Here is a 13,915-nt window from a genome sequence, read left to right as displayed (position 1 = left end):
CCGGGTCTTTACGATTTTCGAGTGCAGGCAGGCGAAATGACCAGTGGCGGGTACGACCCCAGCAACCACCCCCAGGCCGGGCAGCCGTACGGGCAGTCGCCGCAGTACGGCGCTCCCGGCCCGTATGCGCCGCCGCCGGGCCCGCCCGGACAGCAGCCGCCGCCTCCGCAGCCGTACGGGCACCAGCCCCCACCACCACCGCCGCAGCAAGAGCGGCCCCCGTATCAGCAGACCGTGCACCCGCAGCCGCAGTACGGCGGCCATCGATACGGTCAGTTCGATCCCGCGTTCGGGGTGCCGGGCAAGGTGTGGCCTCGATTCACCGCCCGGGTGATCGACAATCTCATCGTCGGCCTCCCGCTGGCGATCCTGCTGAATTTCGTCATCATGCCGAATATGAGTGGTCTGTCCGGTATGTCGGTCAGCTATGCGATCGTCTTCGCCGCCATCCTGCTGTACTTCGTACTGATGGAGAGCCGGACCGGCGCGACACTGGGCAAAAGAATCATCGGACTCAAGGTCGTGGCCCCCAACGGCGCACCCACCGTACCGCCGCTGGTCTCCCTGAAACGCAATGTCTACCTGGCCGTATCGATCATCCCGTGCCTGGGCTGGTTGGCCGGGCTCGCGCTGATGATCTATATGGCCGCCACCGTGGACAAGGACCCCAACAAACAGGGCTGGCACGACAAGCTCGCCGGCGGAACCCAGGTTCTGGAGGCCTGATCGGCGGATCCGCTAGGACGCGGCGAAGATCAGCACCATATACAGCACCCAGAGCACGATCCAGCCGACACCGACCCAGATTCCGGCCAGCGCCATCCCGCGACCCTGCTGACCGTTGTCCCGGATCTGGCCGAGCGCGATCACGCCCATGATGATTCCGGCGATGGCCCCGATACCACAGCCGATACCCACCAGCGAAGCGATCAGCGAGGCGATCGCCAACCCGTTGGTGCCGCCGCCGGCCGCCGGATAGCCATAGGGCTGATAGCCCATGGGATATCCCGGCCCCGGGGGCGGGCCGGGATAGGACGGATTCGCCGGATACGAGGGATTCGCCGGGTACCCGGGCATCGCCGGGTAGGGGTTGGCCTGTGGGGCCGGCGTGGGCGGCACCCCGTACGTCGGGGGCACGGGCGGCGGCGTGGGAGCAGGCGCCGGAGACGACGGGTACGACGGGTAACTGGACGGTTCGCCCGCGGACGGCTGTGCGTTCGCGGGATCCGACGATACGCCCGACCCCCCGTATTGCTTCCACCATTCGTCGGAGTTGCCGGGGTTCGTCATCCCTACACCCTATTCGAGAGTTTGATTGGATAGCCGGGTGGAAGACTCCAACAAACCCCCGTTACCCGGCAAGTCTGGACACCCCGCGCCCGTTCACGTGGCATTCGCCCAGGTGGCGCGGGGGTACTACACGCCGATCGTCGTATTGTTCACCGCCACACTGCTCGTCTCCAACATCTGTGCGACCAAGGGCGTGCAGTTCTTCTCCGGTAGCTCGGTGAACCTGGGCCCCCTGGAGGTCCTGCCCATCACCACCGACGCCGCCTTCTTCCTGTTCCCCCTGGCCTACGTTCTCGGTGATGTGCTGAGCGAGGTCTACGGTTTCCGGGCCACCCGGCACGCCGTGTTCTACGGTTTCACCGCCCTGCTCGTCATGGTGGTGTGTTTCGCCGTCGCGATCCATTTGCCGGCGGCGGTGTTCTACGAAAACCAGGAGGCGTTCCGCAGCGTTATCGGCACCACCCCGCAACTGGTGGCGGCCGGGCTCGCGGGCTATGTCGTAGGCCAGCTGCTCAACTCCGCGACCCTGGTGCTGATCAAGGAACGTACCCGCGAGAAATATCTGTGGGCACGCCTCATCGGCTCGACGGTGGTGGGTGAACTCGCCGACACCCTGATCTTCTGCTCCATAGCGGCCACCGCGATCGGTATCGACAGCTGGAGTCAGTTCGTCAACTACGTGATCATCGGTTTCCTGTGGAAAACCTTGGTCGAGGTATTGATGCTCCCGGTGACCTACCAGGTCATCGGCCTGCTCAAAAAGCACGAACCCACCTACGCCCCCCGCGAAACCCCCCCGCTGCGTTCCTGACCCGGACGGTCCAGACCAGGGGCGGGGCCCCGCCCCTGGTCTGGACCGACGGAGCGAAGGAGGGAAGACCAGGGGTTGACAGGGCCCCGCCCTCGAGACGCGGAGCGGCGCCGGAATCACAGATCAGGGCGCCGTGATCCGCCCCCGCCAGCGCCCCATCGCCTCCGCCCGGAACTCGTCGAAATAACCACCGTCGATACTGGCCCGGATCCGGTCGACCAGCCGGATGGTGAACCGCTCGTTGTGAATCGTGCACAACGTCGAGGCCAGCATCTCCTTGGCTTTGAACAGGTGGTGGATATAGGCGCGGGTGTAGTGCCCACAGGTGTAGCAGTCGCAGGTTTCGTCGATCGGGGTGAAATCCCTTTTGAACCGCAGGGTATCGATATTGAACCGGCCGGCGTCCACGTAGATTCCGCCGTTGCGCCCCACCCGGGACGGGTTCACACAATCGAAGGTGTCCGCCCCCGCCTCGATCGCCGCGAACATATCCTCCGGTTCGCTGATCCCCAGCATATGACGCGGTTTGTCCTCCGGCAGCTCGTCACAGCACCAGCCGACGATGGTGCCTAGGTTGTGCTTCTCGAGTGCGCCGCCGATACCGTAGCCATCGAATTCTGTACCCGCGGCGCCACGGATCTCGGCGAGGTCGTGGGAAGCCTTCCGCCGCAGGTCCTCGTACTGCGCGCCCTGCACCACCGCGAACAGCGCCTGATAGGGCCGGTGGGTGCGGGCGGCGGTGAGCCGTTCGTGCTCATCGATGCAGCGCTGCGCCCACTGATGGGTGCGCTGTACCGATTTCTCCTGGTAGCCACGGGTGTTCATCAGGGTGGTGAGTTCGTCGAAGGCGAACATGATGTCTGCGCCCAGTTGATGCTGGATCCCCATGGACACCTCGGGCGTGAACCGGTGCTTCGACCCGTTCAGATGCGACCGGAAGGTGACTCCCTCGTCGTCCACGGTGGCCAGCCGTTCCTTGCCTTTGGCGATCACATCGTCGTCTTGTACGTCGACGGTTTCCATCGCCAGCACCTTCTTGAACCCGACCCCCAGCGACATGACCTGGAAGCCGCCGCTATCGGTGAAGGTGGGGCCGGGCCAGTTCATGAACGCCGCCAGCCCACCGGCCTCGTCGACGATATCGGGTCCGGGTTGCAGATACAGGTGGTAGGCGTTGGCGAGCAGGGCCTGCGCGCCGAGGTCGCCCATCGCCTCGGGCAGGACCGCCTTCACTGTCGCTTTGGTCCCCACCGGGACGAAGGCAGGCGTGGCCACGGCACCGTGCGGGGTCTGGACAACTCCCGTCCGGCCGTGCCGGCCATCGAGGCGGGTACCGATACTGAACGAGAAACCGGCGCTGTCGGACACGCCGCTATCCTCGCAGGCAGTATTCCCCGGGTATGAGCGAGGGGCCTACGTGGTGACTCCGTTGCCACCGTGGCGATGCTTCGCCACCGCGACCACTCCGGCGTCACTCGCTCACTCGTACCTGCTCACGCATCGACCGCGGCCGCCGCGAACTGCGCACTGTAGAGGCGGTAGTAGGCCGCCTGCCGCGCCAGCAGCTCCTCGTGGGTGCCCTGTTCGACGATATGGCCGTCCTCCATCACCACGATCAGGTCGGCGTCGCGGATGGTGGAGAGCCGGTGGGCGATGACGAAACTGGTGCGATCGCGGCGCAGTTCCGCGGTGGCCTGCTGCACCAGCAGTTCGGTGCGGGTATCCACGGAACTGGTGGCCTCGTCCAGTACCAGGATGGTGGGTTTGGCGAGGAACGCGCGCGCGATGGTGATCAGCTGTTTCTCGCCCGCGCTGACACCGGTGCCTTCTTCGTCGATCACGGTGTCGTACCCGGCGGGCAGCGAGTGCACGAAGCGGTCCACGTAGGCGGCGCGGGCGGCGTCGAAGATATCGGCGTCGCTCGCATCCGGATCCCCGTAGGCGATGTTCTCCCTGATCGTGCCCTTGAACAGCCAGGTGTCCTGCAACACCATGCCGATCCGGGAGCGCAGCGTGTCGCGGCCGATATCGGTGATATCCACCCCGTCGATGCTGATCGTGCCGGAATCCAGTTCGTAGAACCGCAACAGCAGATTGACCAGCGTGGTCTTCCCGGCACCCGTGGGGCCGACGATCGCCACCACATGTCCCGGTTCGGCCACCAGCGACAGGTCCTCGATCACCGGGGTTTGCGGTTCGTATCGGAAGCAGACATCGGCGAATTCCACACGCCCGCGCTCGGGTTGCACGGCGGCTTCGGGCACCGGGTCCGGGCTCTGTTCCCCGGCGTCCAGGATTTCGAAGATCCGCTCGGCCGAGGCCACACCCGACTGCAGCAGATTCGCCATGGCACCGATTTGGGTGAGCGGCTGGCTGAACTGGCGCGAGTACTGGATGAACGCCTGCACTTCACCCAGCGACAGCTGGCCGGAGGCGACCCGCAGGCCACCGATCAACGCGACCAGCACAAAGTTCAGGTTCCCGAGGAACATCGACGACGGCATGATCAGCCCGGAGATGAACTGCGCCTTGAAGCTGGACTGGTACAGATGTTCGTTGCGCTCGTCGAACTCGGCGCCGACCTGCTTGCTGCGCCCGAACACGGTGATCACCTCGTGCCCGGTGTAGGCCTCTTCCACCTGGGCGTTCACCAGTCCGGTGTACCTCCACTGGTCCACGAAATGTGGTTTGGAGCGTTTGGCGATCTGCGCCGTCACGATGATCACTGCGGGCACCGTCAGCAGGGCGATGAGCGCGAGCAGCCACGAGATCCAGAACATCATCCCGAGAATGCCGAAGACGGTGAGCAGCGAGATCAACAGCTGGCTCATCGTCTGCTGCAAGCTCTGCGAGATATTGTCCACATCGTTGGTGACGCGGCTGAGCACATCGCCGCGGGGTGCGGAATCGAAATAGCTCAGCGGCAGCCGGTGAAGCTTGTCCTCCACATCGGCGCGCAACCGTTTGATGGTGCGGTTGATCAGGTTGTTGAGCAGATAAGCCTGCAACCAGCCGAACAGCGCGGCGCCCAGATACAGCACCAGCACCAGCGTCAGCACCCGGCCGACGGCGCCGAAGTCGATCCCGACACCCGGTACGACCGCCATCCCCGACAGCATATCGGCGAAGGTGTCCTGGCCCTGCGCGCGCAAACCGGCGATGGCCTCTTCCTTGCTGGCTCCCGCGGGCAGTTGCCGGCCGACGACCCCGTCGAAGATCAGGTTGGTGGCCTTGCCCAGCAGGTAGGGGCCCGCGATATTGAGCACCACCGAGACGACGCCGAGGGCGACGATGATCGCCACCAGTGTTCGCTCCGGTGCGAGCCTGCCCACCAGCCGCTTTATCGAGGGCTTGAACGATTTCGGTTTCGCATCGGGGGCGCCCGGCGTACCCGGTCTCATCGCGCTTCCTCCACACTCAGCTGGGATTCCACGATCTCCCGGTATTCGGCGCAGTCGCGGACCAGCTGATCATGCGTACCGAGACCGACCATGGCGCCGTCCTCGAGAACCACGATCTGGTCGGCGTCGCGGATGGTGGCGATCCGCTGGGCCACGATGATCACTGCGGCGTTCGCCGTTTCCGGCTGCAGGGCCGCCCGCAGCCGCGCGTCGGTGGCGACGTCGAGCGCGGAGAACGAATCGTCGAAAAGATACACCCGCGGCGTGCGTACCAGAGCGCGGGCGATGGCCAGCCGCTGTCGCTGCCCGCCCGAGACCGTGGTGCCGCCCTGCGCCACCGGTGTTTCGAGGCCCTGTGGCATGGCCCGGACGAAATCGGCGGCCTGGGCGATCTCCAGGCACCGCCACAGTTCTTCGTCGCTTGCGTCCGGATCGCCGTAGCGCAGATTGCTCGCCACGGTGCCGGAGAACAGATAGCCCTTCTGCGGTACCAGCGCGATCCGGGTCCGCAGCTCGTTCAGGTCGAGGTCGCGGACGTCGGTGTCGCCGAGCAGGACAGTGCCCTCGGTGGCGTCCATGAGCCGCGGAATCAGGTTCAGCAGGGTGGATTTGCCCGCGCCGGTCGAACCGACGACGGCGGTGGTCTGCCCGGGTTCCACCCGGAAGTCGATATTGCGCAGTACCGGCTGTTCGGCACCCGGATAACTGAACCCGGCGTCACGTATCTGCAGGCGGGCGGGGTCGCCCTGGAACGGCCGCGGTTGTTCGGGGGAACGCACCGACGATTCGGTGCTCAGTACCTCGGAGATCCGGTCCGCCGAGACCGCGGCGCGCGGCGCCATCATGGCCAGGAACGAGGCCATCATGACCGCCATCAGGATCTGCATGATGTAGGACAGCAGCGCTGTCAGCGATCCGATCTGCATCTCGCCGGCGTCGATCGCTTTACCGCCGAACCAGATCACGGCGACCGAGGTGACATTGCTGATCAGCATGACGGTGGGGAACATCAGCGCCATCAACCGGCCGACCCGCACCGAAATATCGGTGAGCTCGGTATTGGCCACCTCGAAACGCCGGATCTCGAGCCGTTCGCGGACGAACGCGCGCACGACCCGGATACCGGTGATCTGCTCGCGCAGCACCCGGTTGACCTCGTCGAGCCGGGTCTGCATCAGGCGGAATGCGGGCACCATCCGGGCGATGATGAAACCCATGCTCAGTGCCAGCGCCGGTACCGCGATCAACAGCAGCCAGGACAGGCCCCGATCTTCGCGCACTGCCATGATGATGCCGCCGACGCACATGATCGGCGCCATCACCGCCACCGTCGAGGCCATGACGACAAGCAACTGCACCTGCTGCACATCGTTGGTGTTGCGGGTGATCAGCGACGGTGCACCGAACATTCCGACCTCACGGGCCGAGAAGGTGTTCACCCGGTGCAGCAGCGCGGCGCGCAGATCGCGACCCGCGCCCATCGCGGCCTGCGCGGCGAGCAGCACCGAGAAGGCGGACGCGACGATCTGGACGCCCGAGACGGCCAGCATCCGCAGGCCCGCGGTCCAGATATAGCCGATATCGCCCTTGGTGATGCCCTCGTCGATCAGGTCGGCGTTCAGGCTGGGCAGGTACAGCATGGCGATCACCGAGATCAGCTGCAGCACCACGATCCCGGCCAGCTGTTTCCGGTACGGGGCGAGGAAGTCGCGGAGCAGTCTGATCAGCATGATGACCGAACGCTACCGTCTGGATTTGCGGATCGCCCGGCAATTTCCGGCGGGTCCGGCAGGGCCGGATCGCCGGGTTCCCGGCGAGCCCAGGCTCCGGGGTCGTCGGTCAGGGCCGCCACGAAATCCGGTAGCGCACCGTCGGCGATATCGGCCAGCGTCACGTTCTCCAGCACGGCCCGGATATTCACCCGTAACGCGATCCACACCTGCTGCAACGGTTCGGCCGCTCCCGGATACCGCACCTCTTCGGGACGCAGCCCGCGCACCGACGCGAGCGGGCCCTCGATCGCCCGGATCACATCGGCGATCGAGATGGCGTGCGCCGGGCGGGCCAGCCGGTAGCCACCGTCGGGCCCGCGCCGGCTCGTCACCAGTCCCGCACGGCGCAGTTCGGCGAGGACGCTCTCCAGCACTTTGGGCGCGATCTGCTGGCCGGCCGCAATGGCCTCCGCCTTCACGGCCGCGGCCGAATCGGCTGCCGTGATCTCGAGCAGTGTGCGCACGGCATGATCCACCTTCGCGGTGATGTGCACGACCAACCTGACCTTTCACTCCGCCAGCGCCGCGAGCGCGGCGTCCAGCAGCGTCGACTCCACCACATCATCCCCCGCGTCCGGTGCTATCTCGTTCGAAATCAGGGCAACGGTCACGATCTCCATGGCCGCGGCGGCCCGCAGCAGCCGCACCGGTGTGGGTTCGGGACCGGCCAGCCAGTTGCGTACGACCTTGTGCGCGTCGACGATCACCGGATACTGATCGGCCACCGCGTTGACGATGGGCACCGCGTTGCGAACCATCATTTCTCCGGCGTCCCGGTTGCGGATCATGACCCGGATATAGCCGCGCAACACTGTTCGGCGGCCTTCGGTGTCGGGCGCCGGCATCGTCTCGACCTCGTCGGCCAACGCGCGTAATGCGTCCAGTAGTGGGTCGATGACGGCGACCAGGAGCTCGAGTTTCGACGAATAGTGATAGTAGAGCGACGGTTTTGTGATTCCGACCGCATCTGCTATTTCGCGCAGGCTGGTCTGCTCGAACCCCTTGTTCACGAACAGCCGCACGGCGGCGTCCAGGATTGCCTTCTTAGTGTCTCGACCTGCGGTAACGTGATCGCCAGTTCGCCGATTCGCCATGCTCGGTCCTCTCGTTCTTCCAGCCGTCGCGCGCCGTAGGCCACCGGAAGTCGAGCTTGTTCCTCCGTTTAACCTACCGGTAGTCTACCTACCGTACGGTAGATAAAAGGCGTCCACTGTGTAGGCGGATCCGAACCGATCGCGCGATCCGAGGCCGAAGCCTCCCCGCGCGATCCGATCCGCGAAAACGACGTCGGCCGTCAGTTCGTCACAGCAGAAGCACACGACCAAACCGTCTCGGCCTCGCCTAGGAGAAATCCCTCGTGTCCGTATTTCTGTACAGATGGGGAAAGTTCGCTTTCCGCCGGAAGTGGATAGTGCTGCCCGTATGGGCGCTGATACTGGTCCTACTCGGCGGGGCAGCGGGTGCGTTGGCCAAACCGTTCCAGGACAGCTTCGAAATGCCGGGGCTGCCCTCGGAACGAGCCACGGCCATCCTCGAAGAGCATATGCCGCAAATGGCCTCGATGTTCAGCATCGACGCCGTCACCGGCCAATATGTCATCGCCGCACCGAACGGCACACTGACCGACGAAACCAATATGACGGCGCTGGACGCGCTGGTCGGGCGCTTGAACGAACTCGATATCGTCGACCACAGTGAACCGGTCGTCAACCCGGTCACCGCAACCTCGATGATGCCGGCCAGCAAGGAGGCCGCCGCGGAACAGGCCGCGGCAGCAGCCGGCCCAGAACCCGGCCGGGCCCCGCCCATGCCGGAACCGAACTGCCTCGACGGCCGGAACTCTCCCGACTTCAAGGCCCTGTGTGGTGGTGCCCCACTGAACGTGCTCAGCGAGGACCGGCCGCAAACGGTCGCCGTCATCGATGTGAAGTTCACGATGCCGACCTTCGCCGACGTCACCGAGGAACACCGGCAGGAAGCCGAGAGAATCGCACAGGAAGGCCGCGACGCCGGGCTCACCGTCGAGATGAGCGGCGCCATCGCGCAGACTCAGCCCGAGACCGGGCAGGCCGAGATGATCGGCATCGGGGTCGCGCTGATCGTCATGATCATCGCCTTCGGCGCCATCGTTGCCGCGTTCGTCCCGATCATCACCGGAATCGTCGGCGTCGCCAGCGCGGGCGCTCTCATCCTGACCGGTACCTCGCTGACCGAAGTCCCGACGTTCACGCCGATCCTGGCGTCGATGATCGGCTTGGCGCTGTCCATCGACTACGCCCTGTTCATCGTGTCCCGGTACAAACACGAACTCGTCGTCCAGGATTCACCCGAGGAAGCCGCGGGTGTCGCGGTGGGCACCGCCGGTTCGGCCGTCGTATTCGCCGGGCTGACAGTGGTGGTCGCGCTTCTCGGCCTATCCGTGGTCGGGATCAGCTTCCTCACAGCGATGGGTATCGGCGGCGCCATCGCGGCGGGGTTCGCCGTACTCGCGGCCACCACCCTGATGCCGGCCCTGCTCGGCGCGTTCGGCAAAGCGCTGTTCAAACCGAAACTGCCGCTGATCGCCCGGCACGACCCCGAGGACGACACCTCGGTCACCAACGGGATGCGATTCGCGCGCATCATCGCCCGGATGCCGGTGCTCACGCTGATCATCAGCGCGATCGTGCTCGGTGCGCTCGCCGCCCCCGCGGCCCAGCTCAGCCTCGGCCTGCCCGGCGGCGACAGCATGCCGGAGGACTCGTCGGTCCGGAAGGCCTACGAACTACAGACCGCGGGCTTCGGCGAAGGCAAGAACGGCATGCTCGTGGTAGCGGTCGATCTCTCCGAAACTCCCCCCGACCAGCGCGATGCCGCACTGACCGCCCTGCGCGATCAACTGGCGGGCTACGACGGTGTGGACTACCTCAGCGTCGCGCAGCCCAGCCAGGACGGGCAGGCCGCACTGTTCCAGGTGGTTCCCCAATCCGGGCCCAACAGTGCGGAAACACAGGATCTGGTCGAACACGCCCGTGATGCCGAAGCCGCGCTGCAGGACCAGTACGGCATGGAATACGGCATCACCGGTCAGACGGCCATCTACGCCGATGTCAACAGCGTGCTGCTCGACAGCATCATCCCGTACATGGCCATCGTCGCGGTGGCGGCATTCATCTTGCTGCTCCTGGTGTTCCGGTCGATCCTGGTACCGCTCACCGCCGCGCTCGGCTTCCTGCTCTCGATGGCCGCGACCTTCGGGGTCACGGTGCTGATCTTCCAGGAGGGCGCCTTCGGCCTGGTCGACGACACCCATCCGATCATCAGCTTCCTCCCCATCGTGCTGATCGGCCTGGTATTCGGCCTCGCCATGGACTACCAGGTGTTCCTGGTGACCCGGATGCGCGAGGAATACGTGCGCGGCAAGGATCCGAAGCAGGCGATGGTCGACGGCTACCATCACGGCGCCCGCGTGGTCGCCGCGGCGGCCGTCATCATGATCTCGGTCTTCGGCGGTTTCATGCTCTCGCCCGACATCACGTCCAAATCCATGGGCTTCGCGCTGGCAGCAGGCGTTTTCTTCGACGCCTTCCTGGTGCGGATGGTGCTGATCCCGTCACTGCTGGTACTGCTCGGCAAATGGGCCTGGTGGATGCCGGCCTGGCTGGACCGGATCCTGCCCGATATCGACGTCGAAGGGTCGAAGCTGCGCGAATTGCAGGAGCGCGCCAAGGCGAAAGCCGTCGAAGAACCTGCCGGAGTCTGATCCAGGTGAACGAGCCGGCTGGCACCCACACAGGTGCCGGCCGGTTCTGCTTGTGCACGCCGCCAGGTGCCGGGCTCCGTACCAGCACACGACCGCTGGCAACACGCTCGGCGGCATCCGCAAAGATGCGGCTCGAACCAGCCACCGTCCTACATCGGCGGGGTACCGTCTGCCTCAGCACGAGCCGGGCGCACACAGGCTCGCCCCCGGCCGGACGCGCGCTGGACCGACACCAGCGGACCCGCGTTGTGCAGCGCGGGCAGGGGGACGCCGGGGTCAGCGCCAAACGGGCAGCTGCGGGAGCTCCGCGGGCAGGGTCTCGTCCGCACCGCGCCCCAGCAGCCAGGCCACCAGCGACGCGGCCGGTGCCGCCACCTTCCGGTCCGGATCACCGGTCCCGAAGGTCGCGCCGAAACCGGTATCGGTCGCCTCGATTTCGAACGGTTGCACGGCCGGGCGAGCGCCCAGATCAGCGGCGACCTCGGCGAGCAGTTCCGCTACGAAATCCGCAGGCCAATCTGCCGGGGTGTAGCCGGCAGCCAAATCCACATGGTGGATCCGCAGCTCCTGCAACCGCATCCAGGGTATCCGGTACGCCGGTAGCGGCCGCCCCTGCCTGGTGCGGACCTCCACCTGCCATTGCTCAGCAGTCGGCACCCGCGCCATCCCCATCAACCGATCCGCCGATTCCACCAGGTCGGCCCGTTGTTCGGCGAGCGGACGCGGCGCACCCAGCTCGATATCGGCATCGCGCAGCACGGTACTCGCGTACTGCGGCGTCTCCACTCCGGTATGCGCCCAGAGCAGCAGATTGACCAGGCTGTCGGCATTGCGCGAAATATGTGCGAGCACATGCCCCCTGGTCCAGCCGGGAAGGGCAGAGGGGTCGGCGAGCGACGCCTCGTCGAGTGTGTCGACGGTGGCGAGCAATTCGGTGGTCGCCGCGGCGACCGCCTCCATCCGCGTGGTGAGCAGTTCGATGAAATCCCTGGGCACGACACCGACCCTAACGGTGCGCTTCTCGGCCCGCCCACGAGCACTCGGCCGGGGTCGCGTCCGGACACACCATCGCGATCGAGCGCCGGCCTGCCCTCTCAACGTCTCAAGGCCACCTGTACCCGGTCCGCCGCGCGCACGGGATCCTCGTGTTCCCATATCCGCACCACTTGCCAGCCCGCGGCGGCCAGCGCCGCGTCGGTGTCCCGATCGCGCACGACGTTGCCGGCCAGTTTCTCCGCCCACCAGGCCGCATTGTTCTTCGGATCGGTCGCATGGACCGGGCAGCGATGCCAGAAACACCCATCCACGTATACCGCGACCCGGCGCCGCGGGAACACCAGATCCGCCCGCCGCCGCTGCCCCCGGATCGGCGCCCGATCCACGAAGTAGCGGATACCGCGCCGGTGCAGCTCACGCCGCAAGGCCAGCTCCGGCGCGGTATGCGCCCGCCGCTGCCGCGACATCCGTGCGCTGGTCACCGGATCGGTGGCCGGGCGGCGGCTGCTGCGGGCGGGGTCGCCGGTCATGCCGCCGAGCCACCCATCCGCACCAGATGCGCCTGCACATCGTCGAGGAAACCGGCCGGGAAACGCAGCGTTCCCATCCCGGTCCGGCGCAGGAAACCGGCCGTGGCCCGCGCCGACAGCAATCGGGTGTCGGTGAGGAAGAACCGCAGGTCCTCATAGGACTCGTGAACCGGCCAGGGCGACAGCGGCACCTCGAACACCTCCCCGGAATGCCCCCACGCCGCCCCCGGCCACGGGCTTCCCGGCGGTAACGGAATATGTCCGGGTATCGGCTCGCCCGGGATCCGCAACCGCGACCCGACCCACGACGCCATCCGCACACTCACCGCGTTCCCCACCAGCCGCCACCGCTGACCGGGCCGGAAACCCGGGACCGCCAGCGCCGGTTCGGTCCAGCCGGGCGCGAACCCCTGGAGCCGTTCCCCGTCGGTGATCCCCGGCGTGACCATTTCCCCGGACGGTAACCGCACCGCGGGCGCGCTCGGAATACCGAGCCCCGACCCGCCCTTGAGCGTGGGCACAGCGTTGACCACCCAGCCCAGGCCCCGCACACCCTCGGTCCAGTAGAAACCGCACGGGTCGCTCTCGACGCACCCCAGCAGTCGCGGGCCGGCATCGTCGGCGAACAGTACGGTGCGCGGATCCTCGGTCCGCGAAGCCAGCATGAGCACCCGGTTACGCCGCTGCGGCAGGCCGAACGCCCGCGCGTCCACCACCCGGTAGGCCCAGGTGTAGCCGAGTTCTTCGAGAGCGTCGGTGATATGGCGCATTGCCGCACCGCGACCGAGTTGCAGCATGAACGGCACGTTCTCGATCAGCAACCAGCGCGGCCCGCGTTTACGCCGTACCAGGCGGAACACATGGTCGACCAGACTGGATTTCGTCCCGGTGATTCCGGCAGTGCGGCCGGCCTGGGACAGGTCCTGGCACGGGAATCCCGCAGCCACCAGCTCGGTTTCCGGCGGCAGCGCCCGCAACCGGGTGATATCGGTGTGGAGTTCGGCTTCGGGAAAACGCGCCCCCAGCACCGCCCGCGCACCGGGATCGATCTCACACAGCAGTGTGCTGTGCCAGCCGTGCGCCGCCAACCCGAGCTCCAGCCCTCCGATCCCGGCGAAAAGCCCCACCATCCGCGCGCCCGTCACGAGGTCCTCTCCATCCGGTCCGGCTACCGAAGCGAGATTACTCCGCGCGTCCGGCGGGTCCACCGGGTCCGGGTGAGCACCGGCACATCGGCCGGGCCGAACCCCGGTGACCGGTGCGAACGATACGGCCCACGTGCGCGAGTCGATCATCACCACCCGAGATCCATTCCGCGACAATATCATCGAAAGACCAGGTCAGAGCATATAAATCGACCCTTTCGGTGCCCC

At 66.4% G+C, this 13,915-nt stretch carries 12 protein-coding genes; 3 read left to right on the top strand and 9 right to left on the bottom strand.

Translation table 11 applies throughout. The annotated features are described in order from the left end of the window. Nucleotides 1-21: 21 nt before the first annotated feature. Nucleotides 22-726 (top strand): RDD family protein, encoded by a 705-nt coding sequence (locus tag NS6_RS23210; RefSeq protein WP_245669474.1) that lies wholly within the window; start codon nt 22-24, stop codon nt 724-726. Nucleotides 727-738: 12 nt separating this feature from the next. Here NS6_RS23210 and NS6_RS23205 read toward each other — a convergent pair whose 3' ends face one another. Continuing rightward, nucleotides 739-1,290 carry a DUF4190 domain-containing protein gene (locus tag NS6_RS23205; RefSeq protein WP_068045184.1) on the bottom strand — a complete coding sequence of 184 codons (552 nt, stop codon included), beginning with the start codon at nt 1,288-1,290 and terminating at the stop codon, nt 739-741. A gap of 37 nt (nt 1,291-1,327) precedes the next feature. Between NS6_RS23205 and NS6_RS23200 the strand changes: the two genes are divergently transcribed. Beyond that, complete coding sequence (locus NS6_RS23200; RefSeq protein WP_084471330.1) at nt 1,328-2,101, top strand: queuosine precursor transporter; 774 nt, start codon at nt 1,328-1,330, stop codon at nt 2,099-2,101. Nucleotides 2,102-2,224: 123 nt separating this feature from the next. Here NS6_RS23200 and tgt read toward each other — a convergent pair whose 3' ends face one another. The 5 genes from tgt to NS6_RS23175 all read right to left on the bottom strand — a co-directional run bounded on the left by tgt (nt 2,225) and on the right by NS6_RS23175 (nt 8,368). Then, nucleotides 2,225-3,469, bottom strand: coding sequence for a tRNA guanosine(34) transglycosylase Tgt (gene tgt, locus NS6_RS23195; protein ID WP_068045177.1), 1,245 nt, complete (start codon nt 3,467-3,469; stop codon nt 2,225-2,227). Between the two features lie 125 nt (nt 3,470-3,594). Then, nucleotides 3,595-5,502, bottom strand: a complete 1,908-nt coding sequence (locus NS6_RS23190) for an ABC transporter ATP-binding protein (protein WP_068045174.1) — start codon at nt 5,500-5,502, stop codon at nt 3,595-3,597. Next, nucleotides 5,499-7,232 carry an ABC transporter ATP-binding protein gene (locus tag NS6_RS23185; RefSeq protein ID WP_068045171.1) on the bottom strand — a complete coding sequence of 578 codons (1,734 nt, stop codon included), beginning with the start codon at nt 7,230-7,232 and terminating at the stop codon, nt 5,499-5,501. The genes NS6_RS23190 and NS6_RS23185 overlap by 4 nt, the downstream gene beginning before the upstream one ends. Further along, nucleotides 7,226-7,768 (bottom strand): RrF2 family transcriptional regulator, encoded by a 543-nt coding sequence (locus tag NS6_RS23180; protein WP_068045169.1) that lies wholly within the window; start codon nt 7,766-7,768, stop codon nt 7,226-7,228. Before NS6_RS23180 ends, NS6_RS23185 begins: the two co-directional genes overlap by 7 nt. Nucleotides 7,769-7,783: 15 nt before the next feature. Continuing rightward, complete coding sequence (locus NS6_RS23175) at nt 7,784-8,368, bottom strand: TetR/AcrR family transcriptional regulator (RefSeq protein ID WP_068045166.1); 585 nt, start codon at nt 8,366-8,368, stop codon at nt 7,784-7,786. Between the two features lie 263 nt (nt 8,369-8,631). Here NS6_RS23175 and NS6_RS23170 point away from each other — a divergent pair, with 263 nt between their 5' ends. Then, nucleotides 8,632-11,016 (top strand): MMPL family transporter, encoded by a 2,385-nt coding sequence (locus NS6_RS23170; protein WP_068045161.1) that lies wholly within the window; start codon nt 8,632-8,634, stop codon nt 11,014-11,016. 276 nt (nt 11,017-11,292) lie between these two features. Here NS6_RS23170 and NS6_RS23165 read toward each other — a convergent pair whose 3' ends face one another. From NS6_RS23165 to NS6_RS23155, 3 genes are all read right to left on the bottom strand, one after another. Continuing rightward, entirely contained in the window at nt 11,293-12,012 is a 720-nt protein-coding gene (locus tag NS6_RS23165) for a maleylpyruvate isomerase family mycothiol-dependent enzyme (protein ID WP_245669472.1), read from the bottom strand. A gap of 98 nt (nt 12,013-12,110) precedes the next feature. Further along, nucleotides 12,111-12,542 carry a very short patch repair endonuclease gene (locus NS6_RS23160; RefSeq protein ID WP_068045159.1) on the bottom strand — a complete coding sequence of 144 codons (432 nt, stop codon included), beginning with the start codon at nt 12,540-12,542 and terminating at the stop codon, nt 12,111-12,113. After that, nucleotides 12,539-13,672: a DNA cytosine methyltransferase gene (locus NS6_RS23155; RefSeq protein WP_174552622.1), complete on the bottom strand. Its 1,134-nt coding sequence runs from the start codon at nt 13,670-13,672 to the stop codon at nt 12,539-12,541. The genes NS6_RS23160 and NS6_RS23155 overlap by 4 nt, the downstream gene beginning before the upstream one ends. Nucleotides 13,673-13,915 lie beyond the last annotated feature (243 nt).

Origin of the sequence: Nocardia speluncae NBRC 108251 (assembly GCF_001613245.1) — a bacterium.
Lineage (GTDB): Bacteria > Actinomycetota > Actinomycetes > Mycobacteriales > Mycobacteriaceae > Nocardia > Nocardia speluncae.
The sequence above is the reverse complement of the archived record's forward strand: the minus strand, read 5'-3'. Positions and strand labels throughout refer to the sequence as shown.

What these genes read in the sequence shown, in the direction of transcription:
- NS6_RS23155 (WP_174552622.1), bottom strand. Translation starts at nt 13,672, where the DNA reads ATGGTGGGGCTTTTCGCCGGGATCGGAGGGCTGGAGCTCGGGTTGGCG.
- NS6_RS23175 (WP_068045166.1), bottom strand. Translation starts at nt 8,368, where the DNA reads ATGGCGAATCGGCGAACTGGCGATCACGTTACCGCAGGTCGAGACACT.
- NS6_RS23185 (WP_068045171.1), bottom strand. Translation starts at nt 7,232, where the DNA reads ATGCTGATCAGACTGCTCCGCGACTTCCTCGCCCCGTACCGGAAACAG.
- NS6_RS23160 (WP_068045159.1), bottom strand. Translation starts at nt 12,542, where the DNA reads ATGACCGGCGACCCCGCCCGCAGCAGCCGCCGCCCGGCCACCGATCCG.
- NS6_RS23190 (WP_068045174.1), bottom strand. Translation starts at nt 5,502, where the DNA reads ATGAGACCGGGTACGCCGGGCGCCCCCGATGCGAAACCGAAATCGTTC.
- NS6_RS23205 (WP_068045184.1), bottom strand. Translation starts at nt 1,290, where the DNA reads ATGACGAACCCCGGCAACTCCGACGAATGGTGGAAGCAATACGGGGGG.